Raw genomic sequence first — 23,433 nt, 5'->3', positions numbered from 1 at the left:
GCGTCGACGGCATCACCGCCAACGTCGACGAGCTGCGCGCGGCGGTGGAGAACTCCATCGGCCTGGTCACCGCCCTCAACCCGCACATCGGCTACACGGCGGCCACCGACATCGCCAAGGAGGCCCTCGCCACCGGCCGGGGCGTCGCCGAACTCGTCCTGGAGAAGGGCCTGTTGCCCGCCGAGACCCTCGCCGACCTGCTCCGCCCGGAGGTCGTCGCCGGCAGGGGGCAGGTACGGGCCTGACGACGGCCGACTCCGGCCACCGGGGCGACGACCACGCCACCATGCCGCCGCCACCGGGTGGCCGACCTCGCCTCCGAGCCGCGGCCGCGGCTCTCCCCAGACCGACCAGGAACACCTATGAGACTGCAGGGCGTCAACGCCGTGATCACCGGAGCGTCCAGCGGCATCGGGCAGGCGATCGCCTCCCACTTCCGCCGCGAGGGCGCCCGCCTCCTGCTCACCGGACGGCGCCCCGAGCCGCCGGAGAGCCACCCGGACGACCTCTACCTCGCGGGGGACCTCGACGACGAGCGGTTCGTCGCCGATCTCTCCGCTCGCGCGCGGGAGCACCTGGGTGACGTGGGAGTGGTCGTCCTCTGCCACGGCCTCCAGCGGTCCGGCCCGCTCGCGGAGACGTCCTACGAGGCCGCCCGCGACGTGCTGCACGCCAACCTCCTCAGCGCGTTCCTCGTCATGAAGCACCTGATGCCGCTGGCCCCCGAGCGGGGCGCGTCGATGGTGTGCGTCAGCTCCCGCCTCGGGATGGTCGGCATGCCGAACCAGACCCTGTACTCCGCAGCCAAGGGCGGCCTCATCGCGCTGGCCCGGGGCGCCGCCGTCGAATGGGCGGACCGCGGCATCCGCGTCAACGTCGTCGCCCCCGGTCTGACCATGACGCCGGTCATCGAGGCGTCGTTCCAGCGGCGCCCCGACCCCGCCGCCTACCGGCGCACCCGAGAGGACTCCATACCGATGCGCCGGCTCGCCACGCCCGAGGAGGTCGCCGACGCCGTCCTCTTCCTCGCCTCCCCGGAGTCGTCCTACATCACCGGCGCCGTGCTGCCCGTGGACGGGGGCTACACCGCGTTCTGAGCGGCGTCACCAGCCCGTGTCGTCCCACTGGTCCAGCAGGGTCTCGGCCAGGCCGTCGTCGGGTTCGGGCAGGCTGCCGTGGAGCGACTGCTCCGTCCAGATGACTTTTCCCCGGGCCAGGTAGCGGGTGCCCCACCCCTGCGTGAACTGGGCCACGAGGAACAGTCCCCGCCCGCCCTCGTCGGTGTCGGCGGCCCGGCGCAGATGCGGAGAGGTACTGCTGCCGTCGGCGACCTCGCAGATGAGGCTGTCGCCGTCGCGCAGGACGCGCAGCCGCCTCGGATCGCTGCCGTAGCGGATGGCGTTGGTGACCAACTCGCTGATCACCAGCTCCGTGGAGAACGCGAATTCCTCCAGCCCCCACTCCTCCAGCCGGCGGGTGACCTGGGCCCGGATCCCGGCGACGGCGGCGGGATCCGCGGGGATGTCCCATTCGGCGACCTGGGACGGGTCGAGCAGCCGGGACCGGGCGACGAGCAGGGCGATGTCGTCGCTCGGGCGCACCGGCAGCAGGGCGTCGAACACCGCCCGGCAGGTCTCCTCCGGTGTCCGGCCCGGCCCCGCCAGGGCGTCGTGCAGCAGCGCGAGACCGGTGTCGATGTCCCGGCCGCGGTCCTCGATCAGCCCGTCCGTGTACAGAACCAGCCGCGAGCCCTCGGGCAGGGTGTACTCGGCCTTCTCGAAGGGGTGGCCGCCCCCGAGGCCCAGCGGTGGGGAGACCGGCACCGGCATCCGCTCGACCGTGCCGTCCGGGTGCACCAGGGCCGGTTCCGGATGCCCGGACCGGGCCAGGGAGCACCGTCCGGCGACCGGGTCGTAGACGGCGTACAGGCAGGTCGCTCCCGTGATTCCCTCGCCGTCGCGGCTCTCCTCTCCGTCGACGCGGGTGACCAGCTCGTCGAGACGTCTGATCAGTTCGTCCGCGGCCAGGTCGAGGGACGAGAACGTGCGCACCGCTGTGCGCAGCCGGCCCATGGTGGCCGCGGCGTGCAGACCGTGGCCGACCACGTCGCCCACCACCAGCGCCACCCGCGCCCCGGGCAGGGGGATGACGTCGAACCAGTCGCCGCCGACACCGGCGCGGGCGGGCAGATAGCGGTGGGCGACCTCGACGGCGGACTGCTCGGGCAGGGAACGCGGCAGGAGGCTGCGCTGGAGGGCCACGGCCAGGGCGTGCTCGCGCGTGTAGCGGCGCGCGTTGTCGATGGCGACGGCGGCCCGGGCGGCCAGTTCCTCGGCGAAGGCCAGGTCCTCCTCATCGAAGGCGTCCTGTTCCGCGCGCCAGAAATTGACCGTGCCCAGCACGACACCGCGGGCCTGCAGCGGCACGGTGATCAAGGAGTGGAGTCCGGAGTCCAGGATGCGCCGGGCCCGTTCGGGATCCTGGACGCGCCAGTCGTAGGAGGCGGTCAGGTCGGCGTCGAGGACGGGCCGGCCCCGCTGGGCGCTGACGGCCACCGGGTTCTCGGGGGCGAAGCGGACGAGGTCCCCCACGGGGAAGAGAGGCCAGGACGACTCCTTGGCGCTGTGCAGGGCCGTACGGCGCAGCTCGGGACTCGGTCCGACCGGCTCCTCACCCTCCAGCACCGGATCCTGGAGGTCGACCGTGACCACGTCCGCGAAACCGGGGACCGCCACCTCGGCCAGCTCCTCGGTGGTGCGCACCACGTCCAGCGTGGTGCCGATCCGCACCCCGGCCTCGTACAGCATCCGCAGCCGCTCCCGTGCCACGGCCGCCCGGCCCGCCAGTGACTGGAGCTCCGTGGTGTCCCGCAGCGTCGCCACACGGCCCCGTCCGCCGCCCCCCGGGTCGACGGGCCGGATGTTGACCGCCAGCAGATGGTCGCCGGCCAGGTGGACCTCGTCGGTGACCGCCCGGCCGGAGGCCAGCAGAGCGGCGGTACCCGCTTCCAGGCCCAGAGCGCTGAGCTGGCGCTGCTCCGCGTCCGCGGGCAGGTCCAGCAGGCGCCGTGCCTCGTCGTTGGCGAGGAGCAGCCGCCCGTCACCGCCGATGATCAGCACCCCCTCCCGCACCGCGTGCAGCACCGCGTCGTGGTGTTCGTACATCCGGGTCATCTCGGTAGGTCCCAGCCCGCGGGTCTGCCGGCGCAGCCGCCGCGACACCAGGGCGCTGCCTCCCGCGACCAGCGCCAGCGCACCGCCCACGGACCCGAGCAGGATCGGCAACTGGCGCTTGACCACGGCGTCGACGCTCTTGACCGTGACCCCGACCGACACCAGTCCGACGATCCTCTTCCCTCCGGCATCGAAGACGGGGACGGTCGACTCCACGGCGAGCCCCAGGCTGCCCTCGATGTCCTGGGTGAACGGTCGGCCGGCAGCCGCTTCCTTGCGCAGGGCGAAGACGTGCTCCCCGATCAGCTTCGGGTCCGGGTGCGTCCAGCGGTAGCCACGCGGATCGATGGCGACGACGAAGTCCACGCCGGTGAGCTTCCGGGTGTCCTCCGCGACGGGTTGCAGCACGGCGGTCGGGTTCTCGGACTCCATGGCCTTGACCGTCCCCGGGGCGCGTGCGAAGGCCTGCGCGACTCCCAGGGAGAGCTTCCGGGCCTCCTGGACGCTCGACTGCCGGGCCTGGAGCACGAGCGCCGCACCGGCGGCCGCGGCGAAGAGGACCACGAGCAGCAACTGCCAGAGGAACACCTGACCTGCGACGCTGTGCACACTCAGCACGGAGCGCGAACGGGAGCCGGGCGGCCGGGCGGGCGACGTGCCCGACCCGTCCGCCTCCTCGGACCGGGGCGGGGCGGCCGCCGCGCGGGAACGACGACCGCCGGACCGGTCGGACGACCGGTCGAAGATGTTGGCCTTGTCCACGGGGATGTCCTTCCCGGTGTCCGGCGGGAAGCCGACGGTGCCGAGGGGATGCCGTTGCGCCGCTGCCTCCTGTCCTCAGGATCGCACCCACGCGTGCCAGCGCTTGATCACGGCTTCCTTGTTCTCGACCCACCAGCCGATGTCCAGGTCGAAACCGGTGTAGAGGTGCTCCGGGGAGCTGGCCAGGTCCGCGGCGGCCCTGGGGAGGTACTTGTACGCGGCCGGTACCACCGGCCCCATGGGGTAGAGCTCGGCGAGGGCGGCCTGCACCCGGGGGCGCAGGGCGAAGTCGATGAGCCGGTAGGCGGCGTCCGGGTGCCGGGCGCCGTGGGGGATGCCGTAGCCGTTGCTCTGCCGACGGGCGCCGTTCCACTGGTACGCGATCGGGGCACCGCGCTCGATGAGGTGGCTCGGGCGGCCGTGCCAGACCGTGGTGGCGGCGACCTGCCGCCGCTCCAGCAGCAGCCCCGGCGTGGCGCCGTCGCCCCAGAACCGGCGGACGGCGCCCTTGATCTCGTCCAGGGCCGCGAAGGCGCGGTCCACGTCGAGGGGGTAGAGCCTGTCGGCGGCCACACCGTCGGCGAGGAGGGCGAACTCCAACTCGGGCGGGCCCGCCTCCGGACTCTGCAGGGCCCGGCTGCCGGGAAACATCCTGGTGTCCCAGAAGTCGGCCCAGGTCTCCGGTGCCCTCCCGCCGAAGGCGTCGGTGCGGTACGCCATGACGCTGGCCCAGTAGTTCTTGCCGACGCCGTGGGAGGTGAGCAGGGACCGGGCGATGCCGGCGTTCCGGGTGCTCCCCAGCCGGTCGTAGTCGAGCTCCTGGGTGGCGTCGTCCTTCTCGAAGAGGGCCAGGGCGCTCATGTCGATGTCGATGAGGTCGAACCGGGGGCCCTCCCGGATCTGGGAGAGGAGCTCCGCGTACGTCGGGATGTGGACCACGTGGACCCGGACGCCGGTCTCCTTGCTGAACGGCTCGTACACCGCCGCGCGGTGCGCCTCGCCGTAGGCGCCGCCGATGTCGCGGACGACGACCGTCCTGCTGTTCCCGGCTCCGCCGGAGTTCCGGGCGGCGGGGGGACCGCACGCGGTGGCCGTCACGGCGGCGGCGCCCGCCGTGACGGCGCCGGCGCCCCGGAGGAACGTTCTTCGGCCGATTCCGACGTCCTTCACCGTGTGCCTCCTGCGAAGCCGGGTGCGGTGCCCGCGGGACGGGACTGATGGCGGGACGCCGCCGACGTTCGCGGCTGGGAACGCGAGCCGGATCATGAGTCGGCCGGGGCGACGTGAGCCCGGTCACGTCATGGTACGGCCATCGACCTCACACCCCCATGGCTGGGGCATCGCCCGTCCCATGGCCGGTACATCGCCCGCGCAACGCCGCGGCGGCCCCGGCCACTGCTCATGGCCGGGGCCGCCACACCCCTGGAAGCCGTCGACGGCCCCGCGTCGGGTCACACCGCCACGAGCCGCCACTCCTGGCCGGCGCCGGTGCCGACGGGCTGCTGGACGACGCGGGCGCCCGCCTGCGCCGAGTCGCCGTCGACGCTCACGCACCAGCCGCCCCGGACATTGACCAGCCGATGGTGGCCGTCGCCCGCCGCGACCAGCTTCCAGTGCTGGTTGTCGCTGCCGACGTCGTGGTACTGGATCAGCTGGGCGCCGGCGCCCGAGCCGCCGGGGCTGTCCAGCAGCCGGCCGCTGTGGCGGGCGGCCAGCCGGAAGGAGCCGTCGGCCTCGGGCAGCAGCCGCCACTGCTGGTTGACGGCGCCGGACCAGCCCCACTGGATGATCCCGGCGCCGTCGGTGGTGCTCGCGCCGGGCACGTCGAGGACGTGGCCGCTGTGCCGGTTGACCAGCCGGAAGAAGCCGCTGAGCAGGGAGACGGAGATCTCCGTGCGGCGACCGGCGGCCAGCGACACCTTTCTGGCGTGGGTGCCGAGGGCGGACGGCGCGACGGTCGCCGTGGTCGACACGGAGGTCATGCCGCGCCGGCTGATCAGGGTCACCTCCTGGTCGACGGCGGAGGTCACGGACAGCGTGGCGGTCCGCGCGTCCAGGTCCCACGCGAAGCTGTGGACGCGGATGCGGCCACGGGCCCTGACCCCGGTGATCGTGCCCTTCGGCAGCTGGTCGGGAAGGGCGGGCAGGATCTCCAGCACTCCGGGGCGGTGGTACAGCAGGGCCTCGGCGAGCACACCGGGGAGGGCGTTGGCCGCGTCCGCGTTGTAGATGTCCAGGTTGGGGTTGTGGGACGTCATCAACGACTTGAAGATCATGTTGTTGCCGAGGATCTTCCGCAGGTTGCCGTAGACCTGTCCGCCGTCCTTCAGCCGGGCCCCGGCGAGGGCCCGGTGGAGGCTGCCGTGGGCGGAGACGTTCTGGTCGCCGCGCAGTGCGAGGGCCCGCTTCGCCGTGCGGACGAGGGCGGGCTCCTCCTCGGGGTTGATCTCGTGCAGGGGCCAGGCGCCGTACAGGTGCTGCACGTGCCGGTGGTTGTAGCGGTCGGTGTGGCTCGGCCAGGACCATTCGGCCAGCGCCCCGTCACCGTTGACACGGTAGTCCGGGAGCTTCTTCAGCAGCGCCGTCCAGCGGGCGACGCCCTGGCCGCTGCCCTGCTCGACGCCGAGGGCGTCGGCGGCGTCGATCGCGGCCAGCAGCGCGTGCCTGCCCGCCATGATGTCGCCGGTGGCGTTCACCGAGAAGCACACGCCGGTGTTGCCGGGGGAGTTCTCCATGGAGAAGGACGGCACGAAGACCGCCCTGCCGTTCGTGTCGGTACGGGTGAGGAAGTCCTCGTAGAAGAGGGCCAGCTCCATCAGGGCGGGGCCGAGCCGGTCCCGCAGGAACGCCTCGTCGCCGGTGACCTCGTAGTACTCCAGCAGCGGGTACAGCAGCCAGTCGGCGCCGCCCGTCCAGGTGTGGCCGGGGAAGTCGCCGCCGTCGAAGTGGAGCATGTGGCCGTACTCGCCGTCCGTACGGGAGGGGGCGAGGAAGCCGCGGGCTCCGTACAGGTTCTTGGCGTTGGTCCGCCAGTCGTCGAGCTGCCCGAGGATCAGGTCGAAGTAGCCCTGCATGGGCTCGGTGAGGTCGAGGATGTTGCTGCCCGCGACCTGGAGGTTGACGTTGGCGTCGGTGGTGAAGTCGTCCGCCCAGGCCGCGCCCCAGGACCCCGCCCAGATCCCCGTGAGGCGGGGCGGGAGGATGCCGCTGGAGCTGAGGAAGAAGTAGCGGCCCGAGTCGTACAGCCGCTCAAGGAGCGCCGTGTCGATGACGTTGCGGTCGGCGTTCTGGCGGGCGAGGAGTTCGCTGACGGAGAGCCAGCGGTCGGTGTCCGGGACGTTCAGGTCGAGGCGGGAGCGGTCGTAGAGAGGGGTGTGCAGGGCCGTGTGCCGTGCGCGCAGCGCCGCGTAGTCCGTGCCGAGCGCGGCCAGCCGGGTGTGCAGCGGTTCGGAGTCCCAGCCGGTGGACGACTCGTAGCGGCCCAGCTTGGTCAGGAGCAGCACCTTGGTCGCCTTGGCCACCACGATCGTGGCCCCGGTGGCGGTGACCGTGGCGCCGGTGCCCGAGGCGACGACACGGGTGACGCCCTCGTAGCCGAAGGCGCCCTGGCCGGCGGGGTAGGTGCCGCGCAGATTCAGATAGCCGGAGCCCTCTGCGACGGTGGCGCGTGTGGTGAAGCCCAGACCGGTGGGGAGTCCGTCGAGCGCGGTGTGCACGCTCAGGGTCATGTCGACGGTACGGCCGGCGGCGGGGAGCAGCTCATGGACGATCACGTTGTCGGCGCGGGAGACGAACGCCTGTCGCGTCCAGGTGCCGTACTGGTCGGTCCAGCTCGAACTCACCTCGCCGGTGCGGAAGTCGGTGACCCGCCCGTAGTCGCGGACCGTCGCCATGCCCGGCGTGGCGATGCGCAACTCGTAGGCCGGGTGGTACGACTGCGTCCAGCGCAGGGACCAGCCCGCCGCGAAGTCCCGGTTGGCGCCCGCGTAGTCGCCCGCGAGCGCCTTGTCGCGTGCGCCTTCCAGACGACCGGACAGCACCGGCGGCTTCACATCACGAGTGCCGTTCGGCAGCACCAGCCGGTGATGGTTGAGGACCACCTTCTCCAGCGTGGGCGCGCCGTACAGGACGGCCCCGTGCTCGCCGTTGCCGGTGAGGAAGCCGTCGGTCCAGGCGGAGGCGGGGGACGTGTCGTGGATGCCCCGCTCGGGGAGCGTGATCTGCGGGGGGATCGCCGCCTCCGCCCGGCCGGAGAACGCACCGCCGGGCAGGGCGGTGGCCCCCGCCGTCAGGGCCGTGGTGGCGAGGAACGATCTGCGGTCGAAGGGGCGGCCCGACCCGGGCAAGCCATGACGATCTCTGGACATGGGATGGATTTATAGGGGTGTCTGCGAGAAGTGTCCATACCTTACACGAAAGCCCAGGTGACCCTAGGTGGTCATGGGATGAATTAGCTCATGGGATGAATTGGCGACCTTTGGCGGCCTTCGTGGCGCCAGAAGGACGCCAGCAGGCCGTGGAGGGCGGCCCGTTGTCGCTCCTTCCGTGTACACCGAGTTCGTGGAGCGCTTGGTGGCGCGGGCCGCTCTTCGCCGACGTGGACAACGCCATGACGATCGCCTGGCGGGAGATCTTCGGGCCCGTGGGCGCCGTGATCCCGTTCGACACGAAGTCCGACGCGATCACGATGGCCGACGACAGCGACTACGCGCTGGCCGCCACCCTGTGGACCGCCGATGTCAGCCGGGCCCATGTTCGCCCGTCGCCCGTCAGGTGAGGGCGGGCGCCGTCGCCATCAAAGGCTGGGCGCCGCTGGACCCCCGTGTGCCTTGGGGCGGTTCCCGGCTCAGCGGCCAGGGGCGGGAGCTGGGCCGGGCCGGCATCGAGGCCACCACCGAGGAGAAAACGGTCACAGCCGTCCTCTCGTACACCCCCGACAAGTGAGAGGGCGCTCCGAGCCTTCCCCACGACGGTCCGCCTCGTGACCGTCGACCGCCCTGTGATCATCCACTGCTTGTGATCGTCCCCTGCTTGTGATCGCCCACCGCCTCCGGGAGGTTCTCCATGTCAGCTCATGTGTTGGTCGTGTACTACAGCGCGACGGGGTCCGTGCATCGGCTCGCGCGGCCGTCGAGGTGGCCGAGCTCGCCGACCTGGAGTGGGCCGACGGATACGCCTTCGGCACACCGACGCGGTACGGCGCCCCGGCAGGAGGGGGAGCCGGCGGACAAGCCGGTGACGGCGTTCGTCTCCTCGGCGGAGCGGCACGGCGGCCAGGAGTCGACGATCCTCTCCCTGAACAACGTCTTCTACCACTGGGGCGCGGTCATCGTCCCGCCCGGCTACACGGACGACGCCGTCTACGCGTCGGGCGGCAACCCGTACGGAACGTCATGGCCCGCCGGCTTCCCCTCGACGCCGCCGGACGGGACCGCACTGGCCTGCGCCCGCTTCCAGGGCGCCCGCCTGGCCCGGTTCACGACCCTCCTCGCGGGCTGACCCCAGCCGACGGCCCCGCAGCGGGTCCGACCGTCCGCTGCGGGGCCCGCCCATGTCCTGGAGCTCGGCTCACACGGATTCGACGTCGGTGGTGGCGAGTTTCGCGTAGACCTCCGGCCGCCTGCGGCGGATCCGCGTCGCGAGGACCACACCGGTGGCGAACACGGCCGGGGTGAGCGCCACGAGCGTCCAGTTGACGGCCGGCGACGCCCCGGTGAAGAGGTTGAGGCGGGTGCAGACCAGCCCCGTGATGACGGCCAGCAGCAGCGCGGCGGCCGCGGGCGCGGCGGACGTCCGCAGCCGTCCCGCCCCCGCGGCGCCCGGGTTGCGGCGGAAGAAGACGACCACCGAACAGGCCGCCAGGGTCTGCAGCACGAGGACGCCGACCACTCCGGGGGTGTTCACCCACAGCAGGAACTCGTTGTACGGGTGCACGCCGATCGCCGCGAACACGGCGGTGACCAGGGCCGCCAGCGCGGTCTGTGCGACACCCGAGACCCAGGGCGAACCGTGCCGGGGATGGATGCGGCCCAGCAGGGCGGGAGCGGCTCCCTCCAGGGACAGGGCGTAGCCGTAGCGGGTGATGGCGTTGTGGAAGGCGAGCAGGGAGGCCAGGAGGCTGCTGACGATCAGGACGCGCTGGAGGTCGGTGGCCCAGCCGCCGACGTAGTGGGTCATCGCGGTGAAGAACATCTCGGCCGGGTTCCGCGCCGCCGTCGCCACGGCCTTGTCGTCGCCGAACGCCTGGACGATGACCCAGACGACGAAGGTGTAGAAGAGGCCGAGGAAGCCGACGGCGAGATAGGTGGCGCGGGGCACGGTGCGGTCGGCGTCGCGGGCCTCCTCGCGGTAGAGGGCGGTGGCCTCGAACCCGATGAAGGCGGCGATGGCGAGGCCGAGCGGCGCGCTCATCTTCGACGTGAAGACGTTGGAGGGGGCGAACGACGCGAGGCTCAGGCCGTCCGCGCCGCCCTGGAACAGGATCGCGCCGGCCAGCAGTACCAGGATCGCCGTCTCCGCGATCAGCAGCGCGGCGAGGACCTTGGCGCCGACATGGATGGAACGGAAGCCGAGGAACCACACCACGGCGATCGCCGCGAAGGCGTGGACGGGCCAGGGAAGGTCGACGCCCAGGAGGCCGTTCGCGGTGCCGGCGGCGAAGAAGCCGAACGCCCCGTACGTGCCGATCTGCAGCGCGTTGTACGAGAACACCGCGAGGAGCGCCGCTCCCAGCCCGGCGGGACGGCCGAGGCCCCGGGCGACGTACGAGTAGAAGGCGCCCGCGTTGCGGATGTGGGGCGTCATCGCGGTGAAGCCGACCGCGAACAGGCACAGCACGATGCCGACCGTCAGATAGGCGACCGGGGCGCCGATGCCGCCGAACATGATGGCCAGCGGGGCGATGCCCGCCATCACGGTGAGCGGGGCGGCGGCCGCCACGACGAAGAAGACGATGTCGCTGACGCCGAGCGTGGCCCGCTGCAGGTGCCCGGTCGGGTCCGCCCCGGAACCCGCAGGGGGCGGTGGGGGAGCGGTGGAGGTGTGGGGCTCGGTCATGGAGGTCTCCGCGTGCTGCGTGAGGTCGACGGACGTCGGTCGCTGTTCTGGCGAGAGATCGGAGCGACACAACAGAACTGAAACCGATTCGGTTTCGGTAATGTAGGGGTCTCCCGGAGACTCGGGAAGGGTTTTACTGAAAGTCATTCGGTAAAGTTCGGAAGACCCCGGGTACGAGGCGGCCGTTCCGCCCGCACCCGCGGGGAGACGCACGAAGAGGAGCCCATGTGCCCAGGCCGCGCACGCCTCTGCTGGACCGCCGACGTATCGGCGCCGCGGCGCTGAGACTCGCCGACGACCAGGGGACCCTCACCATCCCCGCCCTGGCCAGGGAGCTCGGCGTTGCTCCCTCGGCGCTCTACCACCATGTGTCCGGCCGGGACGAGATCATCTCGCTCATGCGGGAGGAACTGGCCCTGGAGACCAGCCCCGACGCCTGGGACCCGGCCCAGCCCTGGGAGCGGGCCCTGGAGGACTGGGCCCGCTCCTACCGCGCGGCCTTCGCCGGGCACGCCGGGGCGGTGCCGCTGCTCGCCACCGCCCCGCTGGGCGAGCCCTTCCTGTACGCGATGTACGAGAAGGTCGCGGAACTCCTATTGACCGCCGGCTTCGACGCGCATCAGGTCATGCCCCTGATCAACGCGATGGAGAGCTTCATCCTCGGCTCGGCCCTCGACCTCGTGGCCCCGCCGGTGCAGGTCGCCGACGTACCGCGAGAGACCGCCCCACACCTAGCCGCCGCACTCCACGACATCCCGCACGACCACCGCCGCGCCGAACTCGCCTTCGACATCGGTCTCCGCGCCCTCCTCACCGGTTTCCGGGCGCTCCTGCCCACGTGACCGGGAGGCAGCGACCCGTACAGCACGGCCTCTCAGCCCCCTTGCTCACCTTCCCCTTCCCCCCGTAGGAGCCCGTCATGACCGCCGCGTTCCACGTCCTGACCACCGGCTACGCGGACGACCGCGTCGCGGGAACCGTCACCCTGCTCGTCGACGGCGCGACCGTCGCGATCGTCGACCCCGGCATGGTCGCCGACCGCCGGCTCATCCTCGACCCGCTCACGGAGCACGGACTCGCCCCCGAGGACGTCACCGACGTGGTCTTCAGCCACCACCACCCGGACCACACACTGAACGCCGCCCTCTTCCCCGCGGCCCGCTTCCACGACCACATGGCCATCTACCGGGACGACATCTGGGAGGACCGGGACGCCGACGGATACCAGCTCTCCCCGTCGGTCACCCTGATGACCACGCCCGGCCACACCGCCGAGGACGTCAGCACCCTGGTGACCGCGGCGGAGGGCCTGGTGGTCCTCACCCATCTGTGGTGGACCGCCGAGGGACCGGCCGACGACCCCTTCGCCCCCGACCGCGACCAGCTGCGCGCGGCCAGGGAGAAGATCCTCGCCCTCGGCCCGGCCCTCATCGTCCCCGGCCACGGCGCGCCCTTCACGCCGTCGGAGACGACACCCGTCTGACACGGGTCCGGACGGCGGGCGACCGCAGTCGGCCGGGCCCTCGGTTGAGCGGGACTCGCCGCGGCGGGATGCTGGAGGCAGCGCCCTCGGTGGGCGCGCAGCGCCGTGCTGGAAAACGGCAGGAACGACGTCGGGGTGCACGCCCATGGACAACGAGCCCGACACGACCACAGGAGCAGAGGGAACAACCGCACCCGACGACTTCGCGGTCGTCCTCGACGCCCGCGGAGTCGTCCTGGTGTGGAGCGCCGGGGCCGGGCGGCTGCTCGGGTACGAGCCCGAGGACGTGGTGGGCCGACCGGCCGCCCATCTGCGGGCCGCGAGGCTGCCCATCGCGCTGCGACGTCACCTGGCCGCCGGTGAGCCCTGGGTGAGTGACCTGGCCCTGCGGAGGCGGGACGGCGACCGGGTCACCGTGCGGCTCCGGGGCACGCCCCTGCTGGACGCGCGCGGCAGGATCCACTGGGTGGTCGGTCCTGCGGCGGTGACCTACTCCGCCGGGCCGACGGACACGGGGCCCGCCGAACTGTGGGACCTCACGCTCGCGCAGCTCCCCCTGCCCGTCGCCATCTACGACAGCGAGGCCCGGTTCGTCACCTGCAACCAGGTCATGAGCCAGGCCATGGGACTGAACCCGGACGAGATGCGGGGGCAGACGCTGTGGGAGATCTACCCCACCCCACCCCTGGACGAGATCGACCGGCTCCAGCACCAGGTCGTACGCACCGGCGAGATGATCTTCCGGGAGGAGCAGCCCTTCCGTGCCTCCGGTGAGGTCCGCGACCACGCGTGGTCGCTGTTCCTGTCCCCGCTGAAGGACAGGGCGGGCGCCGTGCTCGGACTGTCGGCCCTGGTCATCGACATCACCGAGCAGTACTGGGCCCGCCGGCGCCTGGCCGTGCTGAACGACGCCAGCGTGCGCATCGGCAGCACCCTCGACGTGACCCGGACCGCCGAGGAGCTGGCCGAGGTGGCGGTGACGGGGTTCGCCGACTTCGCCACCGTCGATCTGCTGGAGTCGGTCGTCCAGGGCCACGAGCCGCAGCCCGTGCCCCCGGACGCGTCGGTCGTCTGCCGCCGCACCGCGCAGCGGTCGGTGCTCCGCGGATGCCCGGAATCCGTGGTCGCGACCGGCGACACCGACATCCACCCGCCGGGCTCCCCACCGGCCCAGGCACTGATCACCGGCCGGGGCAGCCACCACAGCGCGGGCGATCCGCTGCTGCGTGCGTGGACGGCGGCCGTGCCGGGCCGCGCGGAGAACATACGGCGATTCAAGATCCACTCGGTGTTGATGGTGCCGCTCCGGGCCCGGGGCGTCACCCTGGGCGTGATGCAGCTGATGCGCCACCGCACCGAGGACGCCTTCGGACAGGACGATCTGGTGCTCGCCGAGGAGATCGCCGCGAGAGCGGCCGTGAGCATCGACAACGCCCGCCGCTACACCCGTGAGCGCCGCACCGCGCTCGCCCTCCAGCGGAGTCTGCTGCCGGAGCGGCTGCCCGAGGTGGAGGCCGTCGACCTCGCCTACCGCTATCTGCCGGCCGGCCCGGGGGACGAGATCGGCGGGGACTGGTTCGATGTGATCTCCCTGTCCGGGGGACGGGTGGCGCTGGTGGTGGGCGACGTGGTGGGCCACGGTGTGCACGCCTCGGCCACGATGGGGCGGCTGCGCTCCGCGGTACGGACCCTCGCCGACGCCGACTTCACCCCCGACGAACTGCTCACCCGCCTGGACGACCTGGTCATCCGCCTCGACCGGGAGGAGGGCCCGGACGCGCGACGCGCGACGGAGGGAGCCTCGGGCGAGGTCGGGGCCACCTGCCTCTACGCCGTCTACGACCCCGTCGCCGGCGTGTGCGACATGGCGCGGGCCGGACACCCGCCCCCCGTTCTGCTGCACCCCGACGGCACGGTGGAGATCCTGGACCTGCCCCCCGGGCCACCGCTCGGCCTGGGCGGACTGCCCTTCGAGGCCGCCCGCGTCGACATGAGCGAGGGCAGCATGCTCGCCCTCTACACCGACGGCCTCGTCGAGGCTCCCGGTCGCGATGTCGACGTCGGCCTCGACCTGCTCACCGAGGCGCTGCGCTGCCCGGCCAGCGACCTGGAGGGGACCTGCGACGAGGTACTGCGCAAGGTGCAGCCCGACCCCCCGGCCGACGACATCGTCCTGCTCCTGGCCCGGACCGCCACGCTCGGCGCCGACCGGGTACGCACCTGGGAGCTGCCCATGGACCCCGCGGCCGTCGCGGGGGCACGCCGGGAGACCGGCGAGCAACTCGACGCCTGGGGACTGGCCGAGCTCGACTTCTCCACCGAACTGATCGTCAGCGAGCTGGTCACCAACGCGATGCGCTACGGCAACGCCCCCATCCGACTGCGGCTCATCCGCGCCGACGCCCTCGTGTGCGAGGTCTCCGACGGCGGCAGCGCCGCCCCGCACCTGCGACGTGCCCGCGTCTTCGACGAGGGCGGACGCGGCCTGCTGCTCGTCGCCCAGATCGCCGAGCGCTGGGGCAGCCGCCAGACCTCCGTCGGCAAGACGATCTGGGCCGAGCAGCCCCTGCCGGGCACCGAGACCCCCACCTGAGCACCGACGGCCGGTCGGGCTTGGAGTCCTGAGGGTTCGTCAGTCGGCGGTGAGGGGGACGCGTAGGTGTACGCGGTAGCCGCCTTCGGTGGCGGGGCCTGCGCGGAGGGTGCCGTGGAGGATGTCGGCTCGTTCCCGCAGTCCGACGAGGCCTTGCTGTGATCCGGGCATCTCGGGCTATCTGCGCCGCCTCCTCGAACAGCGCGTACGCGGTGTCCTGCTCGCCGCGCTGGCGGTGGATCTGCGCGATGCCCGCCAGCGCCCACACCGTGTGTCGGGTCTCGCCGCGTCGCCGGGCCTCGGCGAGCAACTGCTCGTGCAGCCGGGCGACGGCCTCGTAGTCGCCCTGGATCCGGCCCGTCTCGGCCAGCCCCGTGAGGGAGTAGCCGCGTACGACGATGTCCCCGCCCCGTTCGCCCATCTCGGCCGCGAGCCCGAGCAGTCGCCGGGCCAGCCGGAACGAGCCCCGCTGACGGCTGAAACAAGCCCTGGCCCGCGGGCCAGGGCACCATCTGCTGCTGATCAACACGTCAGGCACATCAAGGAGGTTGCCCGTGAGGCGCAGATCACCTCACGAGGTGGCGGCTGCCTCGGCGTCGGCCTTGTCGGCGGCGGCCGCGGCCTTGGCGATGCCGAGGAAGCGTCGGATCGTCTCGACCGGCATGTCGAGCCCCTCCGAGGCGGACTGCTCCGTGCCGAACATCTGCACCGCCTCTGTGACGGCCAGAGCCAGCTCGACCTCCGCCTTGCGTACCTTGGCCTCGGCCTTGTCGACGGTGTCGACCACCGCCAGCTGGCGGCGCTGCTTCTCCTGAAGCCTCTGCTTGCGGGAAGGGGTCTTCTCGAGGTGCTGCACAGTCATGACCAAGATCATAATCCGTCGCGCCCACCCCCACCGCATCCCCAACAAGGTTGGCCCGCAAGGGAGAATTATGGTTTCCCGGTGACTGTTGTCGAGGCGGTGACTCGCGTACGAGTCGGTAGTGGCTCCTCCGTGGTGAGGCTGTTCTGTCATCCGCGACTTCCCCTGGTAGCGGGCCTGGACGCGGAGCGTCCGGCGGTCCGCGTCTGGGACTGCGCGGCGGGGCGGCTGCGGGAACTCGGTTGCGTCGGCGCCGAGTCGAGTGAGTACGGCGATGCCGCCGAAAGGGCGAAGAGACAGCGGATCCCCGCGGTGGACTGGCATCCGCATCAGCCGCTGCTCGTGGTGGCGGGCGAGGACGGGGTGAGGCGGTGGACCCCCGACGGGGTCAGCGACCTGGAAAGCGTCCCGTCCGGCGCCCGTTACCGCGGCATCGGCTTCAGCCCGGACGGCCGGACCTTGTGGGCCACCCCGTCGTGGGACGGGGAGGACAGCGTGTGGGACAGCTCGGACGTCATCGAACTCACCTCGGGATCCGTGAGCACCGGGCCCCGATGGGACACCGGGGTCGCCGAGCATCCGGCAGGCGGACTCGTGGTCACCCTCCACAGCGACCAAGGCGCGACGTTCGGACTTTTCGCGCGCGTCGACGACGCGTCGTCCCCCGCCACGATGCGCGTGCTCCGGCGGGCGCTCGTGCTGGACGTCGACGGTTACGAGACGCCGGTCTTCAGCGCGGACGGACGACATCTCGCGATCAGGGGCAACGCGTACGGCAACTCACTGGAGGTGTTCGAGTTCCCCTCGCTCCGCAGCGTTCTCACGACCACCCTCGGCGATCCCACCCCGGGCTACCCGTATCCGCAGGAGTGGCTCGACCAGATGCGTGCCTGGTCGCGGCACAACCTCGCGTTCGCCGCCGCACCCGGCACGCTCTGGATCGGAACGCCCACGGGGACACTCGTCGAACTGGACGTGGAGACCCAGCAGGCGGTCGAGCACGAGGTGGCGACCGGCTCCCGGGTGACCGCCCTGGGCGCCACCGCTACAGGGGAACTCGTCGTCGCGACGGGCGACGGCGACCTCCTGTTCCTCTCCCTTGCCGCCGGTGCCACGACGGCGGGCAGCCGAGGCCCGGACGGCGAGCCGTCCGTGGCCGAGGTCGCGGAGTTCCTCGACTCCACCTCAGAGGTCCCCGAGGACGGCGACCTGGAAGAGCACCTCGTCCGCACCGACGGCCGCCACATCTGGGACGCGGACGAGGTGGCGAACGTGACGAGGGCGGACGAGACGCATCCGACCTGGCTCCAACTGCAGGCGGCCTTCAACGCCCTGCGTGAACAGGACACCTGACCCGCGACACCACCGGGAAACCAGCGGGCCCCCGGCATGGTCCCCTCAGCCAGGACGCGAGCGTTCCGTGGTCGCCGACGTCACGCACGTCGACGACCCGCGCGACGGGCAGCGGGCGGCCGAGATCCTGGCCGGCCCTGGCCGCCACTCCCGGTAAGCGGCACACCGTGGCGACGGCGGCGCGGCGGGCCCGCCGCCCGGACGCGACCACCCTCTTCCGTGCCGAGCGCACCCCGCGCTGCCTGCACTGTTTCTGACCGTGTCCTCGCTCGCCGACGCTGACGACGGCCCCAGCCGGATGCCGCGTCGGACGTGAGCGCAGAGGATAGGCACGCCGCCGAAAAAATCTCGCGAGGCATGTCGAGAACCCGTGACCGGCTCCGTCCCCGTGGTGAAGGCGACCACAATGGGTCGCACGAGCATCGAGGAGACAGACGATGGCCAAGTACCTGTTGCTCAAGCACTACCGCGGTGCCCCGACAGCGGTGAACGACGTCCCGATGGACCGGTGGACGCCCGAGGAGATCTCGGCACACATGCAGTACATGCACGACTTCGCCGCCCGGCTGGAGAAGACCGGCGAGTTTGTGGACGGTCAGGCGCTCGCCCCCGAGGGCTCCTGGGTCCGGTACGACGGCGAGGGGCGCCCGCCGGTCACCGACGGCCCGTTCGCCGAGACCAAGGACCTCATCGCCGGCTGGATGGTGATCGACGTCGACAGCCACGAGCGGGCCGTGGAACTCGCCGGGGAACTGTCGGCCGCCCCCGGAGCGGGTGGGAAGCCGATCCACGAGTGGCTGGAGGTCCGCCCGTTCCTGACCGCGCCGCCCACCATCACGGAGTGACCACCTCGATGGACGAGGCCCTGCTCCGCGACCTCACGCCAGGAGTCCTCGCCGTCCTCGTCCGCCGCGGAGCCGACTTCGCGGCGGCCGAGGACGCCGTCCAGGACGCGCTGGTCGAAGCGCTGCGCGTCTGGCCGACCGACCCACCACACGACTCCAAGGGCTGGCTGGTCACGGTCGCCTGGCGCAAGTTCCTCGACGCGACCCGCGCGGACACCGCCCGCCGCCGGCGCGAGGACCTCGTCGACGTCGAGCCGGCCCCCGGGCCGGCGCCCGCCGCGGACGACACACTCCAGCTCTACTTCCTGTGCGCCCACCCCTCGCTCACCCCGTCGTCGGCGGTCGCGCTCACCCTGCGCGCCGTCGGCGGGCTGACCACCCGGCAGATCGCCCGCGCCTACCTGGTCCCCGAGGCGACCATGGCCCAGCGCATCAGCCGCGCCAAGCGGACCGTCGCCGGGGTGCGGTTCGACCAGCCGGGCGACGTCGCCACCGTGCTGCGCGTCCTCTACCTGGTCTTCAACGAGGGCTACTCGGGCGACGTCGACCTGGCGGCCGAGGCCATCCGGCTCACCCGGCAGCTCTCCGCCCGGATCGATCACCCCGAGGTGGCGGGACTGCTCGCGCTCATGCTGCTCCACCACGCCCGGCGTGCCGCCCGCACCGCACCCGACGGCAGTCTGGTGCCGCTCGCCGCGCAGGACCGGAGCCGGTGGGACACGAAGCTGATCGCCGAGGGCGTCGAGATCCTCCAGACGGCGCTCGCCCGGGACCGGCTCGGCGAGTTCCAGGCGCAGGCCGCCGTCGCCGCGCTGCACGCCGACGCGCCCACCGCCGAGGAGACGGACTGGGTGCAGATCGTCGAGTGGTACGACGAACTCGTACGGCTGACCGACAGCCCCGTCGTCCGGCTCAACCGCGCCGTCGCGGTGGGCGAGGCCGACGGGCCACGCGCAGGGCTGGCGGCCCTCGCGACCCTGGACGACTCCCTGCCCCGCCACACCGCGGTGGCGGCCCACCTCCACGAACGCGACGGCGACCTGACGACGGCGGCCCGCCTGTACGCCGAGGCGGCCCACAAGGCACCCAACACCGCCGAACGCGACCACCTCACCCGCCAGGCGGCCCGGCTCAACACGCAGGGGCGACGCTGACGACGGCCGGGGGGCCGAGGGGGACGTAGGGGCGGGCGGGGGCTGGGGAGCCGAAGGGCCGGGTGACCGCAGGGCTACGGGGCGGGGGGACTACGGGATGGAGGGGGCGCGGCGCCGGGGGGACTACGCGGCCTCCTCCGCCGCGACGGCGCGCGTCACGGGAGCAGGCTTCTCGACCTGCCCCGACGAGGCGCCGGACATACATTCGAGCCATGGAGGAGATGCCGCAGCGCATCGACCCCTCCACGGACCGGGCGACTGCCGCGCTCCTGCTCGGATGTCCACCGGAACAGGTCGGGTCCTGCCCGCGCTGCCAGGGGCTCACCCAGCGCTACGGCCCGAGGGCACGAGTGCTGTGCGCGGCCTGCCGAGCAGCGGACCCCGCGGCCGCCGCCGGGAACCGTGGCGGCTGACCGCACGTATCCCCCGCCCACGCATCCCCTGCTCCCTCCGGCCCTACGCGTCCCCCGTCACCCTGGCCCTACGGGTCTCCCGTCACTCGTCACTCCGCCACTACGGGACATCCCCCGCCCTCCGTCCGGAGCACCCCGCCCCGCTGGTCCGTGGCACCCGGCCTCCCCGAGCCTGTCCAGGTCCTTCCCCGCCCCGCCCGTCCATGTCACTCCTCGCCCGCCCCCGTCCCCTCGTCGAACTCCGTCACCTCGTCGGGTGTCATGTCCTCCCGGAGGCGGGCGAAGCGGGCCGGGTGGCGCCAGGCTCCGTGGACCTGGGCGGTGTCCACGTCCATCTCGGCGACCAGGTCCGGCTCGACGAGGACGACCTCCAGGGGTGTGCGCGAGCTCCAGGACGTCGTGAAGTGCGTCCCCTCCCAGGGGTGGCCCGGTCGGGCCGGGGACAGCCGGGCGGCGATGTCCCGGACCGCCTCGGGGTGCAGCACGGTGCTGCGGGCGACCAGCCGGAGGACTCCCTCGCGGTCGTAGCGGCCGAGGAGGACGGACTGCGGCCGGCGCAGCGTGCCCGTGACGGCGCCGACGATGCCCTCAGCGGTGTCCCGGCGCCGGATCTTGTACCAGCCGCGCGTCCCCGGCAGATACCGCTGCTGTCGGCCCTTGACCACGAGCCCTTCCACACCGGGCACGCGTGTCCAGGAGGCCAGCCACTCCCGCGCCGTGGCCAGGTCGGGCGTCTCCGGGCAGAGGGTCCACGGCGCGGTCAGTCCGTGGCCGGTGAACAGTTCCTCCAGCGTCGCGCGCCGCTCGGCGTACGGCCTGCGGAGGAGTTCCACGCCGTCGGCCTGGAGCACGTCGAAGGCGATGAAGTGGGCGGGCAGCGCCTCGGCCAGCCGGGCGGCCGTGCGTCCGCCGGCCGAGGCCCGGCGTTGCAGCGACGCGAAGGACAGCTCCTCGCCCGCCCAGACCACCACCTCCCCGTCGAGGACCCAGCCGTCCGGCAGCGCCTCCGCGGCGGCGGCCAGGTCGGGGAAGCGGCCCTGGATCAGGCTGCCCCGGCGGGACTGGATCAGCACGGGTCCGGGCGCCGGCCAGGGCGTGAAGACCAGCGTCCGGTATCCGTCGAACTTGGGCTGCAGGACGAGACCGCCGGGCAGCGCCGCGGGCGGGGGCATCCGTTCCCGGGCCTTCGCCAGCATCGGCTCCACCGGCGGTCGCAGCACCATACGTCAGGTCTACGACCAGGCCGCCCGCCCCGCGACCCGAACGCGCCCCCGCCCCGCGCCTCGGGCGTCAGGGCTTGCGGGCCAGCCCTCCGTGCTCGCCGATGACCTCGGGAGCCGCGTCGTCCGGCCCCGGACGCCACTGCGGGACCGACACCACGCCGGGGTCGATGAGCTCCAGGCCGTCGAAATAGGCGGTGATCTGCTCGGGGGTCCGCAGGTTGTACGGCACGGCACCGCTGTTGTTGTACGCCTCCTGGGCCTGCTCGAAGACGGGATCGATGCCGAGGGAGCCGTCGTTGACGGAGAGGTAGCTGCCCGACGGCAGGGCCGCCATCAGCCGGGTGACGATGGAGCGGGCCTGGTCGTAGTCGGCGACATGCCCCAGGATGTTGCTGAGGATGAGGGCGGTGGGCCGGCCGAGGTCCAGCGTCTCGGCCGCGGCCGCGAGGATGCGGTCCGGCTCCAGCACATTGGCGTCGACGTACGCGGTCGCCCCCTCCGGCGTGGAGTAGAGCAGCGCGCGGGCGTGCGCCAGGACCAGCGGGTCGTTGTCGACGTACACGATCCGCGACTCCGGCGCGATCCGCTGCGCGACCTCGTGCGTGTTGTTCGCGGTCGGCAGCCCCGTACCGACATCGAGGAACTGACGGATCCCCGCCTCCGCCACCAGGTACGTGATGTTGCGCCGCAGGAACGCCCGGCTGCTGCGCGCGATGGTGACGATGCCGGGGAACACCTTGGTGTAGGCGTCGCCCGCCTCCTCGTCGACCGGGTAGTTGTCCTTGCCGCCCAGCCAGTAGTTCCAGATACGGGCCGAGTGCGGCACCGACGTGTCGATCCTCTGGTGCGCCGCCGGTCCGGGCGTGCTCGCGTGTTCGGTCATGAGTGGCGTCCGTCTTTCCACCGAAGCATTTGACGTTTCAACAGACAACCTACGCCCCGACACCCCTGCGCCGCACACCAGTTGACAAACGAGTTGACGAACCAGTTGACGAATCAGGTGGCGAATCCGTTCCCGACGGGCGTAGATCCGCAGCGATCGGCCCGTCGGTCGCTGTGCTTCGATGGGGCGATGGGCGATCAGAACGGCGAGGGCCAGGAGGCGCGTTACCGTGCCTTGGACGCGACGGTGACACGGCTGTACGGCGAGGGGCGGCTGGACGAGGCGCTGACGGCGGTGACGGACGCGGCTCCTGGACTGCCCCGGCGGCGCGCGGACCTCGCGCATCTGACCGCCTGTCTGCTGGCGCTCACCGGGCGCCCCGAGGACGCGCTCGCGGAGCTGCGCGCCGCGCTCGGCGACGGCGCCTGGTGGAGCCCGGGGATCCTCGTCGAGGACGACGACCTGGCCGCCGTACGGGACCTGCCGGGCTTCGACGCCCTGCTGAAGGAGTCCACCGCCCGGCACGCCGACGCGAACGCCGTTCCGTTCCCGCCCCTCGTACGGCGGCCGGAGGGCTCGGCGCGCGGGGTGCTGGTGGCCCTCCACGGCGCCGACCAGGACGCGGCGCTGGCCGCGCGACAGTGGGCGGCGGCGGTGGACGCCGGGTTCGTGCTCGTCGCCGTCGACTCCTCGCAGCGGTCGACCCCCCTCTACCGCAGCTGGCCGGACGCCGGTGTCGCCGTACGGGACGTCACCGCCGCTCTCGCCGAGGTGGACGAGGCCGGCGGTTCGCTGCCGCTGCTGGCGGCGGGCTTCTCGGCGGGCGCCCGCGCGGCCGTGCTGTGGGCCCTGTCGGACGCGCCCGTACACCCCTGCGGATTCCTCGCGGTGGGCCCGGCGCTCACCCCGGCCCACCTCGACGGGGAACGGCTCACGAGGGCCGCGCAGGGCGCCCTGAGCGGCCGGATACTGGTGGGGGAGCGGGACGACGACATCGCCCCCGAGATCTTCGACGCCCACGCGCTGCTCACCGGCGTGGGCGCCGACGTGACCCTGGAGTCCGTCCCCGGCCTCGGCCACGACTTCCCCGAGGACTTCCCCCAACGCCTACCCGCCCTCCTGGAGGCGCTGCTCTCACCCCGCCCGGCGCGGCCCTGAGACAGGACCGCGCCGGGCACGTACGGCCGTGCGCGGGCGCGAGCGGTCCCAGCGCCTGTTCTTTGGGTCACGCCTGGGCCGCGGGGCTTGGTGCGCGCATCTGCGGCGTTGTCGTCGGTTGCCCACTCCAAGCCCCGCTCAGTCGGTTGCCCACTCCAAGCCCCGCTCAGTCGGTTGCCCACTCCAAGCCCCGCTCAACGGCAGCCATGCAGGTGCCGTAGCCCGAAACCGGCATGATCCAAACGACAGGCCCTGGTCGGCCCGCGGCCCCGTGCCGCTACTTGAGTTCCGCCGCCGTGTAGTAGCCGCCGGCCACCAGCACGTCCTTGTAGTTGCTCTTGTCGACGCTCGTCGGCTGGAGCAGATAGGCGGGCACGGGCTTGGCACCGTTGTTGTAGGCACGCCTGCTGTTCAGGTTCGGCGTCTTGCCGTTGAGGACGTCGTCGACCATGTTCGCGGCCATCTCGGCGAGCAG

General features: G+C 72.4%; 19 protein-coding genes and 4 pseudogenes. 13 read left to right on the top strand and 10 right to left on the bottom strand.

The genetic code is table 11. The annotated features are described in order from the left end of the window. Both aspA and M8J73_RS39045 read left to right on the top strand, forming a co-directional pair. Window positions 1-245, top strand: a pseudogene (gene aspA, locus M8J73_RS39050) (aspartate ammonia-lyase); the annotation flags it as partial. A 117-nt stretch (window positions 246-362) separates the two neighbouring features. After that, window positions 363-1,097, top strand: coding sequence for an SDR family NAD(P)-dependent oxidoreductase (locus tag M8J73_RS39045; protein ID WP_055540921.1), 735 nt, complete (start codon window positions 363-365; stop codon window positions 1,095-1,097). A gap of 6 nt (window positions 1,098-1,103) precedes the next feature. Here the strand turns inward: M8J73_RS39045 and M8J73_RS39040 are convergent, their stop codons facing one another. The 3 genes from M8J73_RS39040 to M8J73_RS39030 all read right to left on the bottom strand — a co-directional run bounded on the left by M8J73_RS39040 (window position 1,104) and on the right by M8J73_RS39030 (window position 8,281). Next, window positions 1,104-3,791 (bottom strand): SpoIIE family protein phosphatase, encoded by a 2,688-nt coding sequence (locus tag M8J73_RS39040; protein ID WP_055540926.1) that lies wholly within the window; start codon window positions 3,789-3,791, stop codon window positions 1,104-1,106. A gap of 219 nt (window positions 3,792-4,010) precedes the next feature. Next, window positions 4,011-5,105: an ABC transporter substrate-binding protein gene (locus M8J73_RS39035; protein WP_055540922.1), complete on the bottom strand. Its 1,095-nt coding sequence runs from the start codon at window positions 5,103-5,105 to the stop codon at window positions 4,011-4,013. Window positions 5,106-5,386: 281 nt separating this feature from the next. Continuing rightward, window positions 5,387-8,281, bottom strand: coding sequence for a glycosyl hydrolase family 95 catalytic domain-containing protein (locus tag M8J73_RS39030; protein WP_240501571.1), 2,895 nt, complete (start codon window positions 8,279-8,281; stop codon window positions 5,387-5,389). 116 nt (window positions 8,282-8,397) lie between these two features. On the opposite strand from M8J73_RS39030, the gene M8J73_RS45060 reads away from it, so the two are divergent. The 3 genes from M8J73_RS45060 to M8J73_RS45680 all read left to right on the top strand — a co-directional run bounded on the left by M8J73_RS45060 (window position 8,398) and on the right by M8J73_RS45680 (window position 9,434). Continuing rightward, a complete protein-coding gene (locus M8J73_RS45060) occupies window positions 8,398-8,712 on the top strand; it encodes an aldehyde dehydrogenase family protein (protein WP_274757707.1) in 315 nt (104 codons plus the stop codon). Continuing rightward, on the top strand, window positions 8,661-8,879 hold the full coding sequence (locus tag M8J73_RS45360) for an aldehyde dehydrogenase family protein (RefSeq protein WP_308408377.1): 219 nt from the start codon (window positions 8,661-8,663) through the stop codon (window positions 8,877-8,879). The genes M8J73_RS45060 and M8J73_RS45360 overlap by 52 nt, the downstream gene beginning before the upstream one ends. A 291-nt stretch (window positions 8,880-9,170) precedes the next feature. Then, window positions 9,171-9,434 (top strand): NADPH-dependent FMN reductase family protein, encoded by a 264-nt coding sequence (locus M8J73_RS45680; RefSeq protein ID WP_055540925.1) that lies wholly within the window; start codon window positions 9,171-9,173, stop codon window positions 9,432-9,434. A gap of 69 nt (window positions 9,435-9,503) precedes the next feature. Here M8J73_RS45680 and M8J73_RS39015 read toward each other — a convergent pair whose 3' ends face one another. Further along, window positions 9,504-10,991 carry an APC family permease gene (locus M8J73_RS39015; protein WP_249829695.1) on the bottom strand — a complete coding sequence of 496 codons (1,488 nt, stop codon included), beginning with the start codon at window positions 10,989-10,991 and terminating at the stop codon, window positions 9,504-9,506. Between the two features lie 227 nt (window positions 10,992-11,218). Here M8J73_RS39015 and M8J73_RS39010 point away from each other — a divergent pair, with 227 nt between their 5' ends. From M8J73_RS39010 to M8J73_RS39000, 3 genes are all read left to right on the top strand, one after another. Then, on the top strand, window positions 11,219-11,833 hold the full coding sequence (locus M8J73_RS39010; RefSeq protein WP_055542270.1) for a TetR/AcrR family transcriptional regulator C-terminal domain-containing protein: 615 nt from the start codon (window positions 11,219-11,221) through the stop codon (window positions 11,831-11,833). Between the two features lie 77 nt (window positions 11,834-11,910). After that, window positions 11,911-12,474: an MBL fold metallo-hydrolase gene (locus M8J73_RS39005; RefSeq protein WP_055542271.1), complete on the top strand. Its 564-nt coding sequence runs from the start codon at window positions 11,911-11,913 to the stop codon at window positions 12,472-12,474. Window positions 12,475-12,619: 145 nt separating this feature from the next. Next, window positions 12,620-15,067 (top strand): SpoIIE family protein phosphatase, encoded by a 2,448-nt coding sequence (locus tag M8J73_RS39000; RefSeq protein WP_055542272.1) that lies wholly within the window; start codon window positions 12,620-12,622, stop codon window positions 15,065-15,067. Between the two features lie 39 nt (window positions 15,068-15,106). Here M8J73_RS39000 and M8J73_RS38995 read toward each other — a convergent pair. From M8J73_RS38995 to M8J73_RS38985, 3 genes and pseudogenes are all read right to left on the bottom strand, one after another. Further along, a pseudogene (locus M8J73_RS38995) lies at window positions 15,107-15,238 on the bottom strand (ATP-binding protein); the annotation flags it as partial. Next, window positions 15,234-15,545 (bottom strand): annotated as a pseudogene (locus M8J73_RS38990) (tetratricopeptide repeat protein); the annotation flags it as partial. The pseudogenes M8J73_RS38995 and M8J73_RS38990, both read right to left, overlap by 5 nt. 93 nt (window positions 15,546-15,638) lie before the next feature. After that, window positions 15,639-15,929, bottom strand: coding sequence for a hypothetical protein (locus tag M8J73_RS38985; RefSeq protein ID WP_240501700.1), 291 nt, complete (start codon window positions 15,927-15,929; stop codon window positions 15,639-15,641). Window positions 15,930-16,010: 81 nt separating this feature from the next. Here M8J73_RS38985 and M8J73_RS38980 point away from each other — a divergent pair, with 81 nt between their 5' ends. The 4 genes from M8J73_RS38980 (at window position 16,011) to M8J73_RS38965 (ending at window position 19,694) form a co-directional block, all read left to right on the top strand. Further along, window positions 16,011-17,282 (top strand): WD40 repeat domain-containing protein, encoded by a 1,272-nt coding sequence (locus M8J73_RS38980; protein ID WP_240501701.1) that lies wholly within the window; start codon window positions 16,011-16,013, stop codon window positions 17,280-17,282. Window positions 17,283-17,719: 437 nt separating this feature from the next. After that, the gene (locus tag M8J73_RS38975; RefSeq protein WP_055542274.1) at window positions 17,720-18,127 is read left to right on the top strand and encodes a YciI family protein; all 408 of its coding nucleotides are present in this window, start codon (window positions 17,720-17,722) and stop codon (window positions 18,125-18,127) included. A gap of 8 nt (window positions 18,128-18,135) precedes the next feature. Next, the gene (locus M8J73_RS38970; protein ID WP_249829696.1) at window positions 18,136-19,281 is read left to right on the top strand and encodes an RNA polymerase sigma factor; all 1,146 of its coding nucleotides are present in this window, start codon (window positions 18,136-18,138) and stop codon (window positions 19,279-19,281) included. A gap of 212 nt (window positions 19,282-19,493) precedes the next feature. Continuing rightward, window positions 19,494-19,694: a hypothetical protein gene (locus M8J73_RS38965; protein ID WP_249829694.1), complete on the top strand. Its 201-nt coding sequence runs from the start codon at window positions 19,494-19,496 to the stop codon at window positions 19,692-19,694. Between the two features lie 206 nt (window positions 19,695-19,900). Here the strand turns inward: M8J73_RS38965 and M8J73_RS38960 are convergent, their stop codons facing one another. Beyond that, window positions 19,901-20,917, bottom strand: a complete 1,017-nt coding sequence (locus M8J73_RS38960; RefSeq protein ID WP_249829693.1) for an ATP-dependent DNA ligase — start codon at window positions 20,915-20,917, stop codon at window positions 19,901-19,903. 67 nt (window positions 20,918-20,984) lie between these two features. Then, a complete protein-coding gene (locus M8J73_RS38955) occupies window positions 20,985-21,800 on the bottom strand; it encodes an SAM-dependent methyltransferase (RefSeq protein ID WP_249829692.1) in 816 nt (271 codons plus the stop codon). Window positions 21,801-21,989: 189 nt separating this feature from the next. Between M8J73_RS38955 and M8J73_RS38950 the strand changes: the two genes are divergently transcribed. Continuing rightward, the gene (locus M8J73_RS38950; protein ID WP_055542767.1) at window positions 21,990-22,958 is read left to right on the top strand and encodes an alpha/beta hydrolase; all 969 of its coding nucleotides are present in this window, start codon (window positions 21,990-21,992) and stop codon (window positions 22,956-22,958) included. 277 nt (window positions 22,959-23,235) lie between these two features. Here M8J73_RS38950 and M8J73_RS38945 read toward each other — a convergent pair. Then, a pseudogene (locus tag M8J73_RS38945) lies at window positions 23,236-23,433 on the bottom strand (sugar ABC transporter substrate-binding protein); the annotation flags it as partial.

Origin of the sequence: Streptomyces neyagawaensis, assembly GCF_023516595.1 — a bacterium.
Taxonomy (GTDB): domain Bacteria; phylum Actinomycetota; class Actinomycetes; order Streptomycetales; family Streptomycetaceae; genus Streptomyces; species Streptomyces neyagawaensis.
This window is presented reverse-complemented; position numbering and strand designations above follow the sequence as displayed.

Coding starts and splice junctions, on each gene's coding strand:
- M8J73_RS39005 (WP_055542271.1), top strand. CDS start 11,911: ATGACCGCCGCGTTCCACGTCCTGACCACCGGCTACGCGGACGACCGC.
- M8J73_RS39015 (WP_249829695.1), bottom strand. CDS start 10,991: ATGACCGAGCCCCACACCTCCACCGCTCCCCCACCGCCCCCTGCGGGT.
- M8J73_RS39000 (WP_055542272.1), top strand. CDS start 12,620: ATGGACAACGAGCCCGACACGACCACAGGAGCAGAGGGAACAACCGCA.
- M8J73_RS38965 (WP_249829694.1), top strand. CDS start 19,494: ATGGAGGAGATGCCGCAGCGCATCGACCCCTCCACGGACCGGGCGACT.
- M8J73_RS38960 (WP_249829693.1), bottom strand. CDS start 20,917: ATGGTGCTGCGACCGCCGGTGGAGCCGATGCTGGCGAAGGCCCGGGAA.
- M8J73_RS38955 (WP_249829692.1), bottom strand. CDS start 21,800: ATGACCGAACACGCGAGCACGCCCGGACCGGCGGCGCACCAGAGGATC.
- M8J73_RS38970 (WP_249829696.1), top strand. CDS start 18,136: ATGGACGAGGCCCTGCTCCGCGACCTCACGCCAGGAGTCCTCGCCGTC.
- M8J73_RS39045 (WP_055540921.1), top strand. CDS start 363: ATGAGACTGCAGGGCGTCAACGCCGTGATCACCGGAGCGTCCAGCGGC.
- M8J73_RS45060 (WP_274757707.1), top strand. CDS start 8,398: ATGAATTGGCGACCTTTGGCGGCCTTCGTGGCGCCAGAAGGACGCCAG.
- M8J73_RS38950 (WP_055542767.1), top strand. CDS start 21,990: ATGGGCGATCAGAACGGCGAGGGCCAGGAGGCGCGTTACCGTGCCTTG.
- M8J73_RS38975 (WP_055542274.1), top strand. CDS start 17,720: ATGGCCAAGTACCTGTTGCTCAAGCACTACCGCGGTGCCCCGACAGCG.
- M8J73_RS38985 (WP_240501700.1), bottom strand. CDS start 15,929: ATGACTGTGCAGCACCTCGAGAAGACCCCTTCCCGCAAGCAGAGGCTT.